General features: G+C 66.9%; 20 protein-coding genes. 11 read left to right on the forward strand and 9 right to left on the reverse strand.

All coding sequences use genetic code 11. The features are described 5' to 3' along the window. Positions 1-9: 9 nt before the first annotated feature. Complete coding sequence (locus AB0H50_RS24915; protein WP_357456903.1) at positions 10-5,472, reverse strand: carboxyl transferase domain-containing protein; 5,463 nt, start codon at positions 5,470-5,472, stop codon at positions 10-12. 417 nt (positions 5,473-5,889) lie between these two features. On the opposite strand from AB0H50_RS24915, the gene AB0H50_RS24920 reads away from it, so the two are divergent. Further along, a complete protein-coding gene (locus AB0H50_RS24920; protein WP_357456905.1) occupies positions 5,890-6,258 on the forward strand; it encodes a hypothetical protein in 369 nt (122 codons plus the stop codon). A 114-nt stretch (positions 6,259-6,372) separates the two neighbouring features. Here the strand turns inward: AB0H50_RS24920 and AB0H50_RS24925 are convergent, their stop codons facing one another. Beyond that, positions 6,373-7,287: a serine hydrolase gene (locus AB0H50_RS24925; protein WP_357456907.1), complete on the reverse strand. Its 915-nt coding sequence runs from the start codon at positions 7,285-7,287 to the stop codon at positions 6,373-6,375. 310 nt (positions 7,288-7,597) lie between these two features. Beyond that, positions 7,598-8,191 (reverse strand): hypothetical protein, encoded by a 594-nt coding sequence (locus tag AB0H50_RS24930; protein ID WP_357456909.1) that lies wholly within the window; start codon positions 8,189-8,191, stop codon positions 7,598-7,600. Positions 8,192-8,425: 234 nt separating this feature from the next. On the opposite strand from AB0H50_RS24930, the gene AB0H50_RS24935 reads away from it, so the two are divergent. Beyond that, on the forward strand, positions 8,426-8,731 hold the full coding sequence (locus AB0H50_RS24935) for a VOC family protein (RefSeq protein ID WP_357456997.1): 306 nt from the start codon (positions 8,426-8,428) through the stop codon (positions 8,729-8,731). On the opposite strand, the gene AB0H50_RS24940 is transcribed toward AB0H50_RS24935, so the two are convergent. Continuing rightward, on the reverse strand, positions 8,653-9,486 hold the full coding sequence (locus AB0H50_RS24940; protein ID WP_357456910.1) for a helix-turn-helix transcriptional regulator: 834 nt from the start codon (positions 9,484-9,486) through the stop codon (positions 8,653-8,655). The two genes, AB0H50_RS24935 and AB0H50_RS24940, sit on opposite strands and share 79 nt — an antisense overlap. Before the next feature lie 87 nt (positions 9,487-9,573). Here AB0H50_RS24940 and AB0H50_RS24945 point away from each other — a divergent pair, with 87 nt between their 5' ends. Together AB0H50_RS24945 and AB0H50_RS24950 are read left to right on the forward strand one after the other, a co-directional pair. Beyond that, the gene (locus AB0H50_RS24945) at positions 9,574-9,984 is read left to right on the forward strand and encodes a hypothetical protein (RefSeq protein WP_357456912.1); all 411 of its coding nucleotides are present in this window, start codon (positions 9,574-9,576) and stop codon (positions 9,982-9,984) included. Positions 9,985-9,987: 3 nt separating this feature from the next. Next, positions 9,988-10,404, forward strand: coding sequence for an SgcJ/EcaC family oxidoreductase (locus tag AB0H50_RS24950; protein ID WP_357456913.1), 417 nt, complete (start codon positions 9,988-9,990; stop codon positions 10,402-10,404). Between the two features lie 150 nt (positions 10,405-10,554). On the opposite strand, the gene AB0H50_RS24955 is transcribed toward AB0H50_RS24950, so the two are convergent. Then, positions 10,555-10,791 (reverse strand): hypothetical protein, encoded by a 237-nt coding sequence (locus AB0H50_RS24955; protein WP_357456915.1) that lies wholly within the window; start codon positions 10,789-10,791, stop codon positions 10,555-10,557. An 18-nt stretch (positions 10,792-10,809) separates the two neighbouring features. On the opposite strand from AB0H50_RS24955, the gene AB0H50_RS24960 reads away from it, so the two are divergent. Beyond that, positions 10,810-11,466, forward strand: a complete 657-nt coding sequence (locus AB0H50_RS24960; RefSeq protein WP_357456917.1) for a hypothetical protein — start codon at positions 10,810-10,812, stop codon at positions 11,464-11,466. Positions 11,467-11,627: 161 nt separating this feature from the next. After that, a complete protein-coding gene (gene ligA, locus AB0H50_RS24965) occupies positions 11,628-13,619 on the forward strand; it encodes an NAD-dependent DNA ligase LigA (RefSeq protein WP_357456919.1) in 1,992 nt (663 codons plus the stop codon). Between the two features lie 247 nt (positions 13,620-13,866). Here the strand turns inward: ligA and AB0H50_RS24970 are convergent, their stop codons facing one another. Then, entirely contained in the window at positions 13,867-14,304 is a 438-nt protein-coding gene (locus AB0H50_RS24970) for a VOC family protein (RefSeq protein WP_357456921.1), read from the reverse strand. Continuing rightward, positions 14,301-14,993: a hypothetical protein gene (locus AB0H50_RS24975; RefSeq protein ID WP_357456923.1), complete on the reverse strand. Its 693-nt coding sequence runs from the start codon at positions 14,991-14,993 to the stop codon at positions 14,301-14,303. The genes AB0H50_RS24970 and AB0H50_RS24975 overlap by 4 nt, the downstream gene beginning before the upstream one ends. A 72-nt stretch (positions 14,994-15,065) precedes the next feature. On the opposite strand from AB0H50_RS24975, the gene AB0H50_RS24980 reads away from it, so the two are divergent. Together AB0H50_RS24980 and AB0H50_RS24985 are read left to right on the forward strand one after the other, a co-directional pair. Then, entirely contained in the window at positions 15,066-15,461 is a 396-nt protein-coding gene (locus AB0H50_RS24980; protein WP_357456925.1) for a helix-turn-helix domain-containing protein, read from the forward strand. Between the two features lie 7 nt (positions 15,462-15,468). Continuing rightward, positions 15,469-16,587 carry a serine hydrolase domain-containing protein gene (locus AB0H50_RS24985; RefSeq protein ID WP_357456927.1) on the forward strand — a complete coding sequence of 373 codons (1,119 nt, stop codon included), beginning with the start codon at positions 15,469-15,471 and terminating at the stop codon, positions 16,585-16,587. Between the two features lie 36 nt (positions 16,588-16,623). Here AB0H50_RS24985 and AB0H50_RS24990 read toward each other — a convergent pair whose 3' ends face one another. Further along, a complete protein-coding gene (locus tag AB0H50_RS24990) occupies positions 16,624-18,018 on the reverse strand; it encodes a carboxylesterase family protein (RefSeq protein ID WP_357456929.1) in 1,395 nt (464 codons plus the stop codon). Further along, positions 18,015-18,962 carry an MBL fold metallo-hydrolase gene (locus AB0H50_RS24995; protein ID WP_357456931.1) on the reverse strand — a complete coding sequence of 316 codons (948 nt, stop codon included), beginning with the start codon at positions 18,960-18,962 and terminating at the stop codon, positions 18,015-18,017. The genes AB0H50_RS24990 and AB0H50_RS24995 overlap by 4 nt, the downstream gene beginning before the upstream one ends. Before the next feature lie 131 nt (positions 18,963-19,093). Here AB0H50_RS24995 and AB0H50_RS25000 point away from each other — a divergent pair, with 131 nt between their 5' ends. The 3 genes from AB0H50_RS25000 (at position 19,094) to AB0H50_RS25010 (ending at position 21,122) form a co-directional block, all read left to right on the forward strand. Beyond that, positions 19,094-19,945, forward strand: a complete 852-nt coding sequence (locus AB0H50_RS25000; RefSeq protein WP_357456933.1) for a helix-turn-helix transcriptional regulator — start codon at positions 19,094-19,096, stop codon at positions 19,943-19,945. Between the two features lie 189 nt (positions 19,946-20,134). Then, on the forward strand, positions 20,135-20,356 hold the full coding sequence (locus AB0H50_RS25005) for a hypothetical protein (RefSeq protein WP_357456935.1): 222 nt from the start codon (positions 20,135-20,137) through the stop codon (positions 20,354-20,356). 91 nt (positions 20,357-20,447) lie between these two features. After that, complete coding sequence (locus AB0H50_RS25010; protein ID WP_357456937.1) at positions 20,448-21,122, forward strand: response regulator transcription factor; 675 nt, start codon at positions 20,448-20,450, stop codon at positions 21,120-21,122. Positions 21,123-21,145 lie beyond the last annotated feature (23 nt).

Below are 21,145 nucleotides of genomic sequence, written 5' to 3' on the forward strand. Positions count from 1 at the left end.
CATCTGTGATCACCCCGGCAGGCCTGCCTCGATGGCGGCAATGATGCGTGGGCGCATGTCGGAGGCGGTGATGATGGCATCGACCGAACCGACCTCGACAGCGCGCTGGATATTGTGCACGCGATCGAATTCCGCCGCGACATCACCGAGTTTCTCGGCGCGCACCGACGATCGGATCTCGTCGAGCTCTGCGGTCAGGGCCATGCGGTCGGCGCCGGTCGCGTTCGCCGCGCGCGCCTCCAGGTCTCGCACTCGTGGATCCGCTGCGGTTCGAGTGTCGACCTCACCGGAGAACACCACTGCCGCGGCCGGTGCGCCGCCGAGGACCGAGGCGAACGAACCTTCCAGCGCGAGCACGGTCATATTCGGGTTCAGCGCCTTCGAGAACACCACGAACGCGCCGCCGTGGTAGCGGGAGATCACGCAGAACACGATGGGTCCCTGGAAGTTCACGATCGCGCGACCGATTTCGGCGCCGTACTCGAGCTGCAGCTTCCGCATCGATTCCGGTGAGCCGTCGAAGCCCGACAGGTTCGCCAACACCACCAATGGCCGGTTGCCACTGGCCGCGTTGATGGCTCGCGCGGCCTTCTTCGACGACCGTGGGAACAGCGTGCCCGCCGTGTAAGTGTCCGGGCCATCGGTGGACGGGAAGCCGCGCCTCGGCACGCCTCGGGATTCGATGCCGAGCAGGCACACCGGGATGCCGCCGAGCCGCGCGTCCTGCACCACCGCGGTCTCGGCGTCGGCCATGCCCGCCCAGCGTTCCAGCACCGGGTGGTCCTGGTCGGACAGCGCCCGCATCACGGTCCGGATGTCGAAAGGCTTCTTGCGGTCCGGGTTGGCGGTGGCGGAGAAGATCTCGCCGACGGTCGTGAAGTCGCTGTCCGCCATAGCATGCGGGAAGTCGCAGACGTCGCGATCGAGGGGGTCGACGGTCCCCGACCGCCGTGGCGCCTGCTCACCGGGGGCCACATAGGTGTGGTCGTAGTGCGACATCAGCACGTCACGCGCGGCGAGCAGGTTCGGCGCCCAGTACTGGGCCTGCCCGTTGGGGCCCATCACCCGGTCGTAACCGCCGATGCCGAAGTTGTCCTCGGCCGACACACCGCCGGAGAAGTCCAGCGACTGCTTGCCGGTGAGCACCATCGCGGAGTCCGGTGTCATCACCAGGATGCCCTTGGTGTGCATGAGCATCGTCGCCTCGGCGTTCCAGTACGGCTGGGCGCCGACATTGATGCCCGCGACCACGATGTTGATCTCGCCGCCGTCCTGGGTGAACTCGACGATCCGCTTGAGCGCCGCCGCCACCCAGTCCATGTTCTCGGTGCCCGACTCCATCGAGATCCGGGCGCCCGAGGACAGCGCGTACCACTCCAGCGGTACCTGCATCCGTTCGGCGAGGTCCAGTGCGGCGATCACCCGGCGGCATTCCGGTTCGGACAGTGCGCCAAGCGATTTCGTGGGATCACCGAGCAAGACCACCCTGGTGACGCCGTCCGCATGCCGCTCGGTCGGCGTGGTGACCACGCCGGCGACGATCGCGGCTGTATTGCGTCCCTTGGGCCGGTCGACCGGCACGAGCGTGTGGTCGTCGTCGAGATCGTACTCGGCGAATTCACCGAGCAGCCCGGTGAGTTCGTAGGGGTACACGGTGTTGCGGCTGCCGGCTCGCAGCACCTTTTGCCGGTACTCGTCGAGCGGCTCGATCACCTCGTCGATCCGTTCCCCGATGGTCACCGTGGTGCCGCCGGTGACGTCGAAGGCGACCCGCACGGCGATCTTGACCAACTCGCCGGTCTCCGGATCGGGCTGGCGCGCGATGAGGAGGAGTTCCTCCAGCCCTGCGCCAACGGTCGTGGCTTCCACGCGCTCGATGATCGACTCCAGCTCGGCGCGGGTGAGGTCGAGCGGCGGCCAGACGTACATCACGATCCGATTGGTGTGCAGGCGTTTGCCCGACGGCCGCCGGGACTGTACTCGCCGAATCGCGTCGACGCAGGCGGTGATGGTGCTCTCGGCTGTCGGCAGCGCGAGCAGCCTGCCATCCTGCTCCCGCAGGGCCGCCAGGTCACGGACCTGCGTGAACGCGACGAGCCGCTCGTCCGACGGATTCTCTTTCGCGACGCACCGGAACAGGTAGACCTCTTCGTCCGAGGACGGCAGGCGGGTGAGGTCGAACTTGCGCAGCCGCTTCAACTGCATCCGCTCCGCGATGTATGGGTGCAGGCCACGGATCAATCGCTCCTCGGCCACTCCGGTGGCCGACGGGCGGAAGGTGAAATGGTGGTGCATCACCGCACCGCCACTACCCGCGACCGTCGCGGTGATTCGGCACACCTGATTCGGCAACGGTTGTGCGCTGAGCGCCTCCCGCAAAGCCTCGGCCATCGCATCGAAGTCTTCCGGCTGCTTCTCCCAGCCGAGGTAGATGTCGGCCTCGATGGACGCGGCGCCGCTCGCCAGTTCGGCGAGCCCGCGCAGGACGGTGGCGAGGGCGTCGAACCTCACGGCGGCAGAGACCAGGGTGAGGCCCCGCCGCTCGGCGATCACGAACGCGCACCCGCCGACCTCACGGGTCCGAACGTCGGCAAGGCCCTTGTTGCCGTAGTACCGCCGGGTCAGCACCTCCAGCATGACCGTGTTGTCGGCGCTTCCGCGCGCCAGCCGCTGGCCGAGCAGCCGCACCAGCGGCTCGGTGCTGCGCACCATCTCGGCGAGGCGCTCGCCGCGACCGGGGGCGTCCGGGTGCGCGTCCAGGTGGCTCAGGTGTTTGCGGACATCGGCGTACACGCGGGCGCGATTACGCCGCAGCAACGGCTGGCCGAACCAGGCGTACACCAGCCCGCGAGTGAGGTCCGCGATTACGGGGAAGCGGACCTGTGTCGCGGCCACCAGCCGCTCCAGCGTCAGACCGACAGGCTCGCGCAGCGCCCTGTCCGGCACCGGCTCCCGAAGCCACTCGCGCAGCAATGTCGTGATGATCGTGACGGTGTCGGCCGGACGTTGCTGGGCGAGGAAGATCCGGAAGACCGCGGCTTCGAGGTCAGGGGTGCGCTCGAGATCGGTGACGCCGTAATGCTCGAGCGCCTTGGCGAGTTTGGCCTGGTATGCCGCGGGCAGCCCGGCCCGCTCGACATCGAGGCTCTGCAGATAGGTGTGGAAGTACTCGCGGGCACTGTGGACGTGGCCTTGGCCGCCGTCCTCGTCCCAGGACCGGTTGTGGCTCAGTTCGGCGAGGTCGGCGAAGACCTGCACGAGCTCGAGTTCCTCGGCGAGGGGCCTGCGGTTGTCGGCGATGGCGACTCGGCGCGCGACGAGATAGTCATCGACCACTCGGCGGTCGTCGTGCGGGTCGACGTCGAAGCCGAGGAGCAGGCTGCGCAGATCCTGCTGGCCGCGGGTCAGACGCACATGCGGTTGAACCGGTGCGGGCTCACCGGGCAGATCGAGCTCGACCGAGCCGACCGCCGCGGTGTCCGAGTCCTCGTCGTCTTCGGCAAGCGGTTCCAGCCGCAGCAGTGGCGCGCCGGTCTCGACCTGAGTGCCGACGGAAACACCGCACTCCTTCAACCGGGCCCGGAACGGCGCGCGCAGCACGGTTTCCATCTTCATGCTCTCCAGCACCAGGACCGGCGCGCCCGCCTCGACCTCGTCGCCGATCTCCAGCGGCGTGGCGACGACCAGTGCGGGGGCCGGGGAGCGGACGACGCCGCCCTCGTCGCGGCTGATCCGATGCGCCACACCGTCGACGTCGACCATGTGGATCGGGCCGTGCGTGCCGGTGATCAAGCGGTACCGGGCACCGTTGACGACGATCTGCCCGGAGTGCTGATCGAAGCGTTCGAGATCCACGTCGGCGGTACGAATATCGCCACCTGCCTCGACACCGACACGGAACCGATGAGCACCGACGCGTGCGACGCGCACGCGGTAGCCGACGCCGCGCAACTTGAGGTCGCGCGGCCTACCGCTCTCGTGCTGCACCTGGGGCCGCCCGCCGGACGCCGTGGACAGCAGACGGTGCCGCTCCACCCGCTCTTCCTCCTCGTAGGCGTCGATGGCGGCAGCGGCCAGCGCGATGGTGGAGTGGCGGTGCAAGACGAGACGGCCTTCGCCGCGAACACGGTCGATCCAGCCGGTGTCCGCGCTGGCATCGAGTACCTCGGGCTGGATCAGCAGATCGAGCACGAAGCTCTTGTTGGTCACGCCACCCTCGATGACGACCCTGGTCTGCGTCAGTGCCCGGCGCAGCCTGGCAAGCGCTTCGTCACGATCGCGGCCGTAGGCGATGATCTTCGCGATCATCGAGTCGAAGTCGGCGGGAATCGTGTCACCCTCGCTGACTCCGGTGTCGACGCGGATGCCCGGCCCGGCAGGCAGATCCAGCCGCGCGATACGGCCAGGGGCGGGCGCGAAATCGCGGTCGGGGTCTTCGGCGTTGAGCCGGGCCTCGATGGCGTGCCCGCGTTCCGCCGGAGGTTCGCCCTCGAGCCGGCCTCCGGACGCAACCAGCAGCTGGGCCCGGACCAGGTCGAAACCGGTGGTGGACTCGGTGATCGGATGCTCGACCTGCAGGCGGGTGTTGACTTCGAGGAAGGCGAACTGCTTGTCACCGGGGTGGTAGAGGAACTCCACGGTCGCGGCGCCGCGGTAGCCGACGGCGATCGCCAGCCGCTCGGCCGACGCTTTGAGCTCGGCCGTCTGCTCGGGGAGCAGCACCGGCGACGCCGACTCCTCGATGATCTTCTGGTTGCGCCGCTGCACCGAGCAGTCGCGGACGCCGAGTGCCCAGGCGGTGCCCTGGCCGTCCGCGATCACTTGAACCTCGACGTGCCGGGCGCCGGTGACCAGCCGCTCCAGGAAGACCACGCCGCTGCCGAAGGCGCGTGCAGCTTCCTGACGGGTGCGCTCGTAGGCGTCGACGAGTTCGGCTTCGTTCGTGATCACGCGGATACCGCGGCCGCCGCCGCCCGCGGTCGCCTTCAGCATCAGTGGGTAGCCGATCTCGGCCGCGGCCGCCAAGGCGGCGTCCACGGTCTCGACCGCGCCGCGGCTCCATGGCGCGACCGGCACGCCGACATCCTCGGCGATCAGCTTGGCGCCGATCTTGTCGCCGAGTTTGCGCATGGCCTCCGGGCTCGGGCCGATGAAGGTGACTCCGATCTGCTCGCACAACTCCGCGAACGCCGGGTCCTCCGCGACGAAACCCCAACCGACCCAAGCGGAGTCGGCCTCGGTAGCCACCAGCGCACGCTCGAGTACCTTGAGATCCAGGTACGGGCGCGCGGACGCCGCACCGAGGTCGTAGGCGATGTCGGCCTCCCGCACGAACGTCGCGTTCCGGTCGACGTCGGTGTACAGAGCGACGGTTTCGATCGGTAGCCCGGTTTCCGCGGCCAGATCTCGGGCAGCATGGATGAGGCGCATGGCGGCCTCTCCCCTGTTCACGATGGCGATGCGGTTGAACACTCGCCGGCTCCTTTCCCAGAACTGGCCCGGTCGGGCGGGTTACGACTACCGGTCCCGCGTAGTGTGCACCTCGATTTCCGCAGGTGCACAGCGTGCGGCTGTTACCCACGCGTATCGTGGGCAATGTCTCCTCTGAGGTTATGACAGCAGTCGAGGAATTCCTCGTCGGGCTGCTGACGGACCTTTTCGAACGCGTCGGTATACCTCATGGTTATCGCCTCTGGATGTAGTAGCGTTCCGGGTTCGAGACGCTCGCCACCGGACTCGAGCCCACCACTTGCCAGATGTATTGACCTGCCCTGCTTCTCTCGCATGTTCTCCTGTTTCCGGGCCACGCGACGGCGGGCCGTCTACGATCGTCGGAAGTGTGCCCGAGAAGCTCTGGAACGCTCCGCCGCAGTGTGGGAGGTGATCTGTGTGCCCGACATCCTCGATGTACTGCACGCTCGCTGTGCCGAGATCGCGGGTGAGGCGATCCTCTCGGGGGAAGAACATCCACACCTCGCGCTGACCACACGCGAGGTAGAGGACCTGCTCGACCACATCGATGACCTACACCGTCGCTACCGTGACATCGACCTCGCTTACCGCGAACTCGACCACCGGTACACCGTGCTACGTCGAGCGACCCGCGAAGCCACCGCATCGCTGGAGAGGATCCGTACCGCGCTGGAACAGCGCACCGCGCACCCAGAAGCCCACGCGCGCCAGGCATGCACCATCGCCGGTTTCGCCGCCCGGAATCTCACCGCGGCGAGCCTGAACACGGACATCACAGCGAGCTGACAATCCGCGGATAGTTGGTCGAGGCGCTGTTCGCGCCTACCAGGGCATCCGAACGAGCGGCACACTCGTCATCCGTGCGCATCGGGATCCGCAGGCAGCCTGCCGAATTCGGCGCTAGCCGATCGGCAGCACGCTCAGGATCGGGTCGTAGGCCCAATTCAGCATGCGCTCGGCGTCATCCTTTGCGGCGACGTCGCTGTTGGGTGAACTATGCAGGACCACACCGATCAGCGGTATTCCTGCCCGGACCGTCTCGAACAGCAGGCAGGTTCCCGCGGCGTCGGTCCATCCGGTTTTGATGCCGATGGTGCCGGGATAGTCGCGCAGCAGCCGGTTCGTGGTCTGCCAGAGATGATCGCGGTTGCCCGGGCCCGCAGGCAGGTGATAGCTCTGCGCGCTGACGATCTCGCGGAACGCCGGCTGGCGCATGGCGCGAAGGCCGAGGGTCACCAGGTCCGCCGGTGTGGAGTAGGTGGAGTGGTCGGTGGGGGCGGGCAGTCCGCTGGGGTCGGTGAAATGTGTTCCGGCCAGGCCCATGTGACGCGCGATGTCGTTCATTCTGGCGATGAAGTCGTCTTGGCCGGGCCCGTATGCCTCGGCAAGGGTGTAGGCGGCGTCGCAGCCCGACGGCAGCATCATCGCGTAGAGGAGCTGTCGCGTGGTGAGTACCTCGCCGGGGACCAGGCCTGCGGTGCTTCCGTCGTACGTGGTGCAGTAGGCGATGATTTCTTGCGGCACGGTGATAGTCCGGTCGAGGTCGCCGGCGTCGATCACGACCAGTGCCGTCATCACCTTCGCGATGCTGGCTATCGGGACCGGAGTGTCCGGCTGTCGCGACCACAGCACCGTGCCAATGATTCCGTCCGCCAGCGCTGCTCCCGACGCCCGCACTCCGTCCGGCTCAGGAGTCAGCCAGGGCAACTGAATATGCGGGACGCTTGCGGCGGGAGCGGCCGCGACGCCGTGACCGGCTACCACGACCAGCGCCACGGCGACGGTGGACTGCAACAATCGGGCAAATGTTCGCATGGCCGCATTCTGCCGTGCGACTCTGTCGATCAGTGGGATTTCACCGACCGAATTACCGCTCGACTCCAGCGATAGCATGCAATCGGCTAATCCAGGATGCTCTGAGCCCGAACCTTCCAGCGGGCGACCGCTCGCTCAGCGGCATGAGATTGCGTGCACCGGCAGGCTGGTAGACGGTGGTCGGCGCGAGCGGTGCCTACTCCAGACCTATCCCATCCAGGATCAGATCCCGGCCACCGGCCAGCTCGGTCAGGGCCGGGCCGAGTGCGCGGAAACTCGCGGCGCTCAGCTGATTGCCGGAAGCCTCGGTTCAGAATTTGCCGGTGTGGTGTTCGATTCGATGCCCGAGTCGGGCGGCGAATTCGGTGATGAAGGCCTCGGTCAGGGGCGGCCAACCCCAGAAGTCGAAGGCGAGGGCGCCCAGGGCGAAGCCGTCTGCCCATCGCCAGGTGGTGATGGGGCTCGGTGTGGTGCAGGACGGGCAGATTGCCGCGCCGGTGCCTGTTCGTTTCCAGGCGTCGATCGCGTCCGAGAACGGCTGCCACACGGCGGGATCGGCTTCCCATTGTTGCGGGTAGTCGATGATCACGATGGTGGCCTGGCAGCGTGGGCATACCGCGGAGGCCGGTTCGATGCCGCCCTGTCCGGGATAGTGGTCGTGGCGGCCGACGATGACGGCGACGGGGCCGGGGATCCAGTCGTCACCCCAGTCTTGGGTGATCTGCGGCCAGTCGGGGCCTGGCACATAGCCTTCCTCGACCTGGAGGCTGTACACCGCGTCACGCGAAGTCTCCCGAAGCAGCCATCGCCGCGACACCATCCAGTCCACCATGTGCTCGGCCAGCGCGCTCGCGTCGGCCGAGGTCACATCGAGGTCGACGATTCGTTCGAAATAGTCACCCACACCCGCATCCTGCCACCGAGAACCGACGCCCGTACCCGAGCCAGCGGTGCGCCGAGTGGCCGCGATCTGATCGGCAAACAAAAACGTTCCACGGCAACATGATTCGAGCTAGTGTCGCCATCCCTGAATACTCCGTCCTCCCTTGCCGAGGTCCGTGCCGAGATCGATGCGATCGACAGCACGTGATCGAACTCCTTGTGACACGATCTGGTTGTGCTGCGGGGGCCGGGGGCGATGCAGACGATCGAACGGGTGGAGGACCACATACCGCCGGACTGGCCTGGCAACCGGGTGCCTAAGCAGATGCACCTGGATCTGTTCGTCACCGATCTCGATATCGCCGAGAAGGCGGCGATCGACTGTGGCGCGGTCAAGGCCCAGTTTCAGCCGGCACCCGATCGCTGGCGGGTGCTTCTCGACCTCTCGGGACATCCCTTCTGCCTCACGGTCCCACCCGGTACTCAAGCGGGTAGGGCATCGCCGATGGTGATCTCGAAGAGGCTGCGCAGGGTGTCGGCCGTGAATTCGTCCAGCGGATAGAACAATTCGATCGCCAGCTCCGAGAGGGTGACGTCGGAGGGCGCGCCGAAGGTGACCATTGTGGTGAAGATTCGCAGTTCACCCTTCGGGGTGCGAATGCGCAGGGGAACCGCGAACGGGCTCGGTGGCATTGCGGCCGCTTCCGATTCGGTCTTTGGGGGCACCGGGTACTGGGAGACCTCCTCGTACAGGTTGCGCAGGATCGGGTCGTCAGTGGTTTGGACCTGACGAAACAGCCGTTCCAGGAGGAAGTCTCGGACTTCGCGGTGATTGACCAGGTGCGTGGAGGCGGAGGCACTGGCTGGGTGCAGGGCGAGACGGTACATGTTCCGTGGCTCGGCCAGCAGATGTTGGGGGACCTCGTCCTTGAACAGACCCATCGCGCGATTGGTGGCGACCACATTCCAGTAGCGGTCCACCACCACCGCGGGATACGGCTCGTGCGCGGCCAGTATGGTGTCCAAGGCTGCTCGCGCGGATGCCAGTTCCACATCATCGAGACTGCTCTCCCGATACTCCGGCGCGAACCCACCCGCCAACAGCACCGTATTACGTTCTCGCAGCGGCACTGCCATGACTTCGCAGAGTTTCAACACCATGGCCCGGCTGGGTTGGGACTTGCCGGTCTCGAGGCAGGAAAGATGCCGCGCGGAGCTGTCGGCGGCCAGTGCCAGATCGAGCTGACTCAATCGCCGCCGCTGCCGCCACTCGCGTAGGAGTGTGCCCACCGGGGAGTGCTGTGCCGATCGAGTCATTCGCGCAGGATATCCAAGCACCGATCAAGTCCTCCATGACCTCCGAGGTCATTGAGACCATGATCGACCGCTGGCAGCGTTGCCGTCATGACGACAACGACAGTTCCGGACCTCGACACCCCTCACGACTTACTGCGCACAATCCTGCGCGTGGATGGTTGGAGCACAGGCGCATTCGGCGCGATCATGCTGGCCGCCGCGCCGAGCCTGCGCGAACCCCTGGGCCTGCCGACCACCTGGTCGATCCCCTTCGGCGTCGCCATGCTGGGCGGTGCGGCCGCCTTGCTGCTCCTCGCGGGATATCCGCAGATCCCGGCTCCCCTGGCGGTCACGGTAGTGACGGTCAACGCCCTGTCCGCGGCCGGAATGGTGCTGCTCACCTTCACCGATCTGATGCCACTGACCGGCTGGGGCATCGTCTTCCTACACATCGGAGCCGCGTTCGTCGCGATCTTCGCCACCCTCGAATATGCCGGCCTGCGCCGCGCGGACAGGTGACACATGACCAACGACATGACAGCCCCGGAAACCGCGCTGCGCGAACTCCTGCGGGCGCAGATGGCCGCGTGGGCGGCCGGCAACGGGCGAGCATTCGCCGCGACCTTCACCGACGACGCCGACTTCGTCTCGGTGATCGGCGAATTCATCCGGGGCCGTGAAGAACTCGCCATCGAAATGCAGAAGGGCTTCGACGGCTTCATGAAGGGCACCCACATGTCCGAACCGCACACCCTGATCATCCGATTCCCCACACCCGATACGGCAGTCATGATCACCCAAGGCCTGCGTCCGAGCCCACCCGGGGTGCAACCGGGGCGCGACGAGCAGTCCATCCAGACCCGAGTGGCGGTGCGCACCAACGGAGCCTGGTTGTTCACCACCTTCCAGAACACACGGGTCACCCAATTCCCAGCCTGACCTCGCCAGAACTCGGCGAATACAGGCGACAGAAACTGGTTCCCCTTTTGCGGCAACGGCTTTCGATCCGGTGAGCCAGGCCGGCGCGAGCATGGACAGGGTGATGTGGGAATACCAGGCTCGCCATCCGCTGTCAGGCGCCGGCTGTGGTCAGCGCTGAAACAAGCAGCGAACGCGCCTGCGGATGCCGACGGCGTCTCGAGGGACTGGCGCAGTGGTTTCGGCGGCCGCTTCGGACGAGGTCGCGTGAGCGAATCGCATGTGCAGTTGTTCGCGGACCTGGTCCGGAGTGTAGGCACGGCGACGACGCTCAGCGCGCACGACCACCACACCGGTCGCGACCACACCGGCCGCACCCGCCAATCCCACTGCCTTCCACCACCTCATACCGCATAGGCTACGTCCATGACGGGTACGAGCATCAGTCTCGATCGAGCGCTCGAGATCACCAGAACTGGCGACATCTGGCTGTTTCGTGGCCATTCGGCAGCTGACCGTGCGATTCGGATGACGACGAACAGCCCGGTGAATCATGTCGGCATGTCGGTCGTGCTCGACGATCTGCCCGCGCTGATCTGGCACGCGGAGCTCGGCCGATCACTGCCCGACATGTGGACGGGAGTCGCGCACCGCGGCGTCCAGTTACACAATCTGCGCGACGCGGTACTGGTGTGGGCACACCGCTACGGTCAGCAAGCCTGGTTGCGCCAATTGAACCGTCCGGCAACGCAAGAGATGGAAGACAGCTTGCTGCGCACCATCGCCCGACTCGACGGAACCCCCTTCCCTTCCACTGCCGGTCTCGCCGGACGCTGGCTACGCGGACGTGTACGGCTCCCGTGGCGCCGATCGAGCCGAGCGGCCGCCCAGGAGCTGGAAAGCGCGTACTGCGCGGAGATCGTGGCCGCGACCTACCAGTCGATGGGACTGCTGTCGCAGCACCGAAGCCCCAACTGGTACGACCCCGGACGATTCTGGAGCGGTGACGGGCTGCAGCTCAGTGGCGGCTACGGACTGGGTGGCGAAATAGCCGTGCAAACACCTGCCGCGCCGAACTCCTGACGACCGCGACCGATGGTGTGATGCACGGCGGCACAACGCGGTGATCTCGGTGGGGTGATCAGATCACCTCGGGGCGTGGCAGACGCTCGCGTGATGTTGTCGCCGACCGGGTGTGGCGACAGACGCTGGGGTGTCGGTGGGTGTCGGTAGCGTCAGGTGCTGTGGAAACTGGGGAACATATCCAACAGCTCGCGGACCGCATTGTGGCGCTCCGCGACGCCTACTACCAGGGCGCGCCGCTGGTCGCGGACGCCGAGTACGACGCGCTCGAGGACGAGCTACGTGGCCTGATCGAGGCGCACCCCGACCTCACGCCCGACCCGAATCCGCTGGAGCAGGTCGGCGCGCCCGCAGTGCTGCACGCCCCGATCCGGCACTCGCGTCCGATGCTGTCGCTCGAGAAGGCGACCAAGCCTGAGCAGGTCGCGGCGTTCTTCGACCGCTTCCCGGGCCAGCCGGTTGTGGTGATGCCCAAGCTCGACGGCTTGTCCTTGGCCCTGGTCTTCGAGGACGGACGGCTGGTGCGTGCCGTGACCCGGGGTGATGGCACCACCGGTGACGACGTGACCGTGCTGGTCCGTGCGTTGGTCGATGGCGTACCCGAGCGGATCGATCTGCTGGGGCGGGTGGAGGTGCGTGGCGAGGCGGTGATGCTTCGTTCGACCTTCCTCGCCTACAACACAGCGCATCCGGACAAGCCGCTGATCAATCCGCGTAACGCCGCGGCGGGCACGCTGCGGGCGAAGGATCCGGCCACGGTCTCCGAGCGCCGCCTGCGATTCTTCGGCTTCGACTTGGACACCACTGCCGGCGGCGCCGCGGTCGACCTGGCGGAGGGGCTGCGGGCGCTGGGGGTCGCGGGGGCGGAGATGCGGCTCTGCGTCGACGCCGAGCAGGCGCAGGCGGCGATCGCCGCGATCGAGCAAGGTCGCAACGAGCTGGACTACGACCTCGACGGCGCGGTGCTGCGGCTGGCCGACCGTGCTGCGTACGCGGCGGCCGGGACTCGGTCGAACTCCCCGCGTGGCGCGCTGGCGTTCAAGTTCGCCGCCGAGGAGAAGACCACGTTGCTGGCCGAGGTGGTCTGGGATGTCGGCAAGACGGGCAAGATCGTCCCGGTCGCATGGCTGGAGCCGGTCTTCGTGGGCGGCACGACGGTCACGAAGGCCACGCTGGCCAATCAAGAGGTGATCCGCGCCCGCGACATCAAGGTCGGCGACACGGTCCTGGTGCGCCGCGCGGGCGACGTGATCCCGTTCGTGGCGGGTGTTCTCGACGCCTCCAAACGCACGGGCGAGGAGCGCGAGATCGTGCCGCCCACCGCCTGCCCTTCGTGCGGGCAGCCGGTGACCGAGCAGGGCAACAGCCGGGAGCTGTTCTGCACCAACGTCTCGTGCCCCGCACAGACGGTGCGCAGGCTCATCCACTGGGCGTCGCGGGCGGCGGCGGACATCGACGCCATCGGGCAGGTGTGGATCGAGCGCCTTGCCGAGGCGGGCATCCTCGAGCGCCCGTCGGACTTCTACACGCTGACAAAGGAGCGCCTGCTCGAGTTCGACCGCATCGGCGAGGTCTCGGCCGCGCGCATGATCGACTCGATCGATGACAGCCGCCAGGTCGGCCTGCGTCGCGCCCTGATCGGCCTGGCGATCCCGATGGCCTCCGACGGCACTGCCGCTCGCTTGGCGCGGGCGGGATTCGGTTCCCTGGAGGAGGTCGCCGACGCGGGTGAAGAACGGCTCGTGGCGGTGGAGGATATCGGACCGAAGGTCGCCGCCTCCCTCGTCGCGCACCTCACTCGCCTGCGCCCGGAACTGGAGCGGCTGCGAGAGGCGGGCGTCTCCCTGGACGTGCGCGAGGAAGATCTTCCGCCGGTCGTTGCGGCCGGCGCGCCCCTGGAAGGCAAGACGGTGGTGATCACCGGCGCTATCAGCGACCCACGCTCCGGCGAGAAGGTCGCTCGTCCCACGTTCCAACGCCTGTGTGAGAAGGCGGGCGCGACGTCGGCGTCCTCGGTATCGGCGAACACCGACCTGCTGATCGCCGGCGCGGGAGTCGGTGAGAGCAAGCTGACCAAGGCGGAGAAACTCGGCGTCGAGGTCGTCGACCAGGGCGAGATCTGGAACCTGCTCATCGCCGCCAAAGTCGTCTAGCGGCCGATCTCGAGGTTCGACATTCGTCAGCTTGCCGACACCGTCGTTTGCGCCAATCGAACTCCGGAGGCTGCGGGCTCCACTGCCGGGGTTCGGCGAAAACGATTGGCTCAGAACTGAACCGCGTGCCGGGTGTCGTCGAGCCGCCACTTCCGAATGGCGTGGCGGTGAACGAGGCGGCCGTCGATCGGTGCGGTCGTGTGAAAACAAGCGGCGGAGCCGGTCACAGGATCCTCGCACCGGAGATTCAGCGGTCGGCGAAAATACCTTCGAGTATCCCGGTGGCCTGGCCGATCTCGATGAGGTAGCCGTCCGGATCACGCAGGTAACAGCGAATTTCGGCTTTGCGGTCGAGCGGCTCGGTGAGGAATTCGGCGCCCTTGCTGCGCGCGTCGGAATAGAAAGCAGCGATGTCGGCTACACGCACGTTCAGGAACGCCGAAACGGCATCGGTGGGCTCGGGCGGACGCAGGACGATATCGGGTTTGTCGGGGGTAGGTCCGCCGCCGGGGTTCATAATGATCCAGCTGTTGGCGACTTTGACGATGCACGGGTTCTCCTCGAGCACCACCCGGCCGTTGAAGATGTCGGCGTAGAAGGCCCGGGAGCGGCTCACGTCGGAAACGGTCAAAAAGTGCGTCACCAGTAGTCCCCGGTCAGGGGCCGGAAAATCGGTACTGTTCATGAACGTTGCCTGCTTTCACGGTCGGTCAGTGAGATGCGGTGTGCTATGAACTGCGCCCTCGGATCCGCGAGAACCACATCGTGCCACGCCACCACCAACGATGAATGAGTGCCACACCGCCAGGAGATCGCTGCCGCCCACGTTTCCTTACCGGGCGGCCCGTGCCGCAGGGCAGAGTGCGGTTGCGCCTGGCGATGGAGTTGATCGACGACCTCGAAATCATCGACCGCAAAAGCCAAAGCGTGAGCGATGGCGGTGTCCTCACCTTTCCGTAGCCTGGACGGGTGGGAACTGTGGACTTCGACCGCGAGTCTGATGCTGGGTGGGATTTCGCAGGTCCGGCCGATGCCGTGCCGCTGGGTGCCGCGATCATCGGTTACCGCGATACGGGTGGCGCCGGGTTCGATCTTCGGGTCGCCGGGACAGCGGCGATCACCGTGCTGATCGAATTCGGGGATCGCGGTCTGATCGTCGATGATGCTGTCGGGCGGCGAACCCTCGGCGGCTTCGTTGTCGGGCTTCCCGTCGAGGCCATGCGTGTCCGTGGCGAGCGGGCAGAGTGTGTCGAGGTTCGCCTGTCGCCGACACAGGCGTATTCGCTGTTGGGTGTTTCCCCAACAGATTTGGGCCGGGGTGTGGTCGCCCTGGAGGACCTCTGGGGAGCGCGGGCTCGGCGACTGCGTGAGCAACTCGCGTCAACCCCGACCTGGGACGAACGTTTCGCAGTGACGAAATCGTTTCTGGCGCAATGCGAAAGGCCGATGCGGACACCCGACCCGGAGGTGCTCGCCAGCTGGAATCGCATACTCACCTCCGGTGGCCAAGTGAAGATCGGTGAGCTCGCCGAATCCCTCGGATGGAGCCGCAAGCGGCTGTGGGCGCGGTTCGAGTCCCAGATCGGCCTGACACCCAAGCGGGCGGCGATGCTGGTCCGGTTCCGTTACGCGGTCGACGGTCTGCTGGCGGGCCGGCCCGCTGCCGACGTCGCGGTGGACTGCGGGTACACCGATCAGGCTCATCTGTGCCGAGACGTGTCGATATTCGCCGACCGCACGCCGGGGGCACTGATGGCGCACTATCTGCCCACCATCGCCCGGCACCGGCACCGGGCTTGGGGAAAATTTTTCCAATACCGGGCGGGACCGCTCGATCGATAGTGGTGCCGTGACCAACACATTCGATCCCGAGAAGCTACAGACCGCCTTGGAGACCGTCCATCACGCGGGCATGCCCGGAGTTTTCGCCGAGGTGCGCGACGACGACCAAATCTGGCGCGGCGCCGCCGGAGTCGCCGACGTCGCGACCGGCCGCCCCGTAACGCCCGATATGCGACACCGCGTCGGCAGCATCACCAAGACGTTCACCACTGCCGCTGTGTTGCAGCAGGTCGACAACGGCGAAATAGCGCTCGACACACCGATCGGCCACTATCTGCCGCGGCTGGTTCCCGGCGAACGAGGTGCGGCGATCACGGTCCGGATGTTGATCAACCACACCAGCGGCCTCGCCGAATACCTTCCGCACGCCTACCCGTCCCTCGCGGCCTTCCCCGCCGTGGCGAAAACGGCGCCGACCAGCCTGGATGACAACCGACTCACCCGGTTTCACCCGACCGAGCTGATCGAGATGGGGGTCTCGGCGTCTGCGGTCGGGACTCCGGGTGGCACACCGGGGGTGTACTCGAACACCAATTACCTACTCCTGTGCCAACTCCTGGAGTCGGTAACCGGTACCTCGGCGGAGAAATGCATCACCCGCAACATCATCGAGCGCGCCGGGCTGCCGGACACCGAGCTCCCGACCGGACCGCATATCAACGGACCGCACTCACTGCACTACGAGGCGTGGTTCGGCATGATCGACCCGCCGCGCGACTACAGCGTCTATGACATGTCGTGGGTGGGGCCGGCGGCTTCACTGATATCGACCGTCGCGGACCTGAACCGCTTCTTCGGCCTGCTGCTGGCCGGCGAAATCATCAGTCGAGCGTCGCTGGCGCAGATGCAACGTACCGTTCCGGTCATCTCCTTCGAGGGAAAGACACTCGACTACGGTCTCGGCCTGCAGAAGATGACAGTGCCCGGACACGGCACCTACTGGGGCCATGACGGTTCGGTCTGGGGCGGCGGCGCGATGTCCATGACCAGCGCTGACGGCAAACGCCAAATGTCCATCGCGGTAAACCTGCAGCGATGGAACCGACTCGACTCCGCTGGGAAGCCACAGCCCCATCCCATCGACGACGCACTTCAAGCTCTCACCCAACTGGCCCTGTGTGGTTGATACGCGATAGCGCACCGGCCGATGACTCCACGTCCGTCACGAGGAACCGCCGAGGACCGCGACCGCTTCCACCTCCACCAGCAGATCCGCGGGCAGTGTCATATCGTTCGGCGGCCATCCGGGATCGCCGTCGCGGATGAAGCCGACCCACGCCCGCTGGACGGCCGCGGTGACCTGCTCGAGATCATCGGCGACTCCTAGCAGGGATCGCGGGCCGCGCAGCGACGGCAGATAGGTGGTGCCGAATACGAAGGGCAGCTCCACCGTGTGGGCCGCGCCCAGCGCACCACCGAACGCGCCGGAACGCCAGGCGAATTCGTACCGGAAGGTGCGCCCACCCAGCGCCGTGTTCGCGCGGGCGAGCGCGGCGGTGCCCAGACCGAACAACGCTCGCGACATGGCCTCGGCATCGCCATCACGGCCGGTCGGCACGAGGTACAGGTTCGCCTCGTCGGTGGTGACGCCCACCAGCAGATCCACTCCGCGGGTGATCGACTCGGCCGGTTGCGTGGGAATGCTGACCGGATCCAGCACTGGAGCGAACGGGCTGAGGCCGAGCATCGGGTCGGGTACCTCGCCGATCGTGAGATCCAGCCCGCCCAGCTCACTTACGGCCCGGACGAGGTCCCTGTCACTGACAGCGGCAAAGCCGTCGGCAGTGGCCTCGACACCCGCCGCGGCAGCCAGCGCCTCGGTCACCTTCTCGGCCTGTGCCGGGGTGAAGGCGCCGAGCGCATTCCCGCTCTGACTGATCGCCCGCTGGAACAGGCCTTTCGCGGCGGGGATCGCCAGGAGCGCGGCGACGATCGTTGCGCCGGCGGACTGTCCAAGCACGGTCACTCGTCCGGGATCTCCGCCGAACTCCTCGATGTTCTCGCGGACCCAGCACAGCGCGGCCAGGACGTCGAGGAGCCCGCGGTTGTCGGGGGCATCGGGAAGGTGCAGCCAGCCAGCGGCCCCGAGCCGATAGTTCACCGTGACCACGATCAGGCCGTGACGTGCCAGGGAGGTGCCGTCATATGCCGCCGCACCGCCCCAGCCGCCGATGAAACCGCCACCGTGCACGAACACCACGACGGGTCTGCGCTCGGGAACCGCGGTCGGCGCCCAGACGTCGACGGTGAGATAGTCCTGGTGGTCGCCGGGACACCAGGGCGGCCCGCTGATGGCTGTCAGGTCCAGATCACCGATCCGGTCGCGGGCCGGCGCGGGTGCCATCGAGGGCCGTGGAATGGACGCGTCACGCACCCGCGTCCACGATTCCGGCGGCGCCGGCACCGCGAATCTGGCCCGGCCGGTGGGTGTGGCGGCGTACGGCACGGCATGGAACACATCGATGCCGTGGCGGTGGGTGCCGCGGACCGGGCCGTGGGTCGTCGCGACGACCGGCGGCCACTCACGCCGATGTTGCCCGGCATCCGGCGCGCTCATATCGCTGCCGCCTCGGTGAAAGGAGCCCACCGCTTGACAGCGAAACCCGCACCGCGCCTTTCGATCTCCGCCGCACCTGCGCCGGGGAAGTGGGCAGGAAGCACCAGAGCGTGCTCGTCGGCCGCCTGGGAGAGGACGCGCCGACGGGTCACGCGCGCACGGTCGCGGTCCTCGTCGAAGCACGAGTGCTGGTGTGGCTCGAACAACTGCACCGGGGTGTGGAGCAGGTCACCGACGAACACTGCTCGGTCGTTACCCGAGGTCAGCTCGAGCACCGCGGAGCCGGGCGTGTGTCCCGGTTGCACGCGCAGGTGCAGATTCTCGTCGATGACGTGGCTGTCCTCCCACAGGACCGCCTGGCCCGCCTGGATGACCGGCGCGACGCTGTCCTCGAACATGTTCTGGTTACCGAAGTCGGCCGTGAGCCCGCCGACGACGGCGGACTTGCGGTGTCCGTTGAGCGGGTCCCAGTACCGCACATCCGCTTCGTTGAGCAGATAGCGCGCGTTGGGGAACGTCGGCACCCACGCGTTGTCGGCAAGTGTCGTGTTCCAGCCGACGTGGTCGGCGTGGACATGGGTGTTGATCACGAGATCGACGTCTTCGGGCGCCACACCGACCGCGGTGAGCCGAGTGAGGAAGTCGGTGCGCAGATAGCTGAGAACCGGGAAGTAGGGCCGGTACTTGTCGTTGCCGATTCCGGTGTCCACCAGAATGATTCGCCCCGCGCTGCGCAGCACCCAGGTGTTCATGGCGGCCCGGTACATGTCGGTCTCCGCGTCCCAGAAGTGCGGATGCAGTGTGGACCGGTTGTTCTCCCACACCCGCTGTGGTGCGTCGGGGAGGATCGCGGCCGGTGGCGCGATCGCGCCTTCCCACTCCACGACCCGGGTGATCTCCACATCACCGAGCCGAATCGTGTGGTCGCCGTGTCGTTGCGTCATGGACGTCCGAGCTCCTTTCACCGGCCGGTCCGTGATGGCCGACCCGTGTCGAGCGTCGCCGTGTCGCCGTCCCGACAACCAGACCACGTCAGGGTGAGGCAGCCTGCGCTGCGCGCTGGCATGCTCTGCTCATGCCCCTGCACCGCAGTGACCTCGGTGAGTTCCTCCAGTCCCGACGGGCTCGGCTCCGGCCGCAGGACGTCGGTCTGCCGAGCTATGACGAGCAGCGGCGTGTCCCCGGATTGCGCCGCGAAGAACTCGCCGAACTGGCCGGTGTCAGCGCCTCCTACTACGCGCGCCTCGAACAGGGCCAGTCGTTCAACGCGTCCGCCGAGGTACTGAATGCGCTGGCACGCGCGCTGCGACTGGATGACCACGAATACGAGCACCTGCGTGACTTAGCCGCCGCACGCAGCCGTGGCAGGAACACACCACCGGCGATCGAGCGACCCGGGCCCGCGATGCGCTCGCTGATGACCGCCCTTGGCGACGTGCCCGCGGTACTCACCGGACGTCGCGGCGACATCCTGGCATGGAACCGGCTCGGCCATACCCTGTTCGCCGGACACCTCGACCTCGATGCCCCCGATCACCCCGCGCGACGCCCCAACATCGCGCGCCTGATCTTCCTCGACGAACTCACCAGAAGCCTCTACGCCGACTGGCGTGACAAGGCGAGGTCGGTGGTCGGACACCTGCGGCTCATGGCAGGCCGTCATCCGACGGACCCCTTGATGGCCGGGCTCATCGGAGAGCTGGCGATACACAGTCGCGAATTCGCGACACTCTGGGCCGACTACCGGGTGCACGCCTGTGACACCACGACCTACCATCTCCAGCACCCCATGGTCGGCGCGATCACCGTGTCGCAGCAGTCCCTGACTCTCACCGCTGCACCGGACCAGTTCCTGGCATTGGCCACCGCCGAGCCCGGCTCGTCGTCGGAGGGGGCAATGGTCATGCTCGCCCAGTTCACTCGATGAGGTGACAGGGTGTAGCGCGCGCCACCGGCAGGAAACAGAGTCGCGTGTCGACCGAAAAGCAAGGTACGACTGTGTCGTCGTGGCGCGCGACAACGAGCCCGCCTGAGCCTTCACGAAATTCTCATGGACGACTTGTTTTCCTTCTTCTCGACGCGGAAAGTCCCGCGTCACATCGAAAGGAGAACCACCATGAAGATCAAGTCCGCAATCGTCGCCGGAGTGTTTGCCATCGGCGCCGTCGCCGCGGGCGCGGGCATCGCCACCGCCGCACCTGCCCCGATGCGCACCGAATTCATCGGCAACTACGCCACCTACGAGGCATGCGCCGCCGATGGGAATTCACCGAAGACCGGTGGCACGCAATGGGAATGCATCCAGGTCGCCGATGGCTGGGACCTGCACACCTACTGATCGGCCGAGCGACCCGGGTGGCCGACGGAGGGTTCGGCCACCCGATCCTCGCGCGGCGGACTCGCTAGGCGGTGTTCTATCGTCGAAACCTGTGCGAGTGCTGGTGATCGAGGACGATGAAGGGCTGGGCAATGAGGTCGCGGCGGGTCTGCGAACGGCAGGATTCGCGGTCGACCTCGCGCACCGGCTGGCGGACGCGGATCTGAAAATCTCCGTCAACACCTACGATTGCCTGGTTGTCGACCGAGGTATGCCCGACGGCGACGGACTGCAACTGGTGGCTGCGCATCGGGCCGGGGGCGAACGAGTGCCGGTGTTGATGCTCACCGCCCGAGACGGTCTGGCCGACCGCATCGCGGGCTTCGAACACGGTGCCGACGACTACCTCGTGAAGCCATTCGCGTTGTCCGAGTTGGCCGCTCGCGTCCGCGCCCTGTGCCGTCGCCGAGAACATCCGGTGTCGGCCCGAATCATGCTCGGAGACATCGACATCGACCTACCCCGTCGACGCGTCCAGCGCGGTGGCATTCTGCGGTCGCTCACGCCCAAGGAATTCGCCGTGCTCGAATTGCTCGCCACCCGCGCGGGCACTGTGGTCTCACGCAGCGAGCTCATCGAATGCTGCTGGGACGAAATGGCCGAGCCCGCATCGAATGTGGTCGACGCGGTGATCGCACAGCTGCGCCGCAAGCTCGGCGGACCACCGGTGATCGAGACCGTTCGCGGCACCGGCTTCCTGATCGGAGCGGAACCGTTCGTACGCTGATCGCCGCGGCGGACGCACGCCCG

The organism is Nocardia sp. NPDC050793 (assembly GCF_040654065.1).
Classification (GTDB): domain Bacteria; phylum Actinomycetota; class Actinomycetes; order Mycobacteriales; family Mycobacteriaceae; genus Nocardia.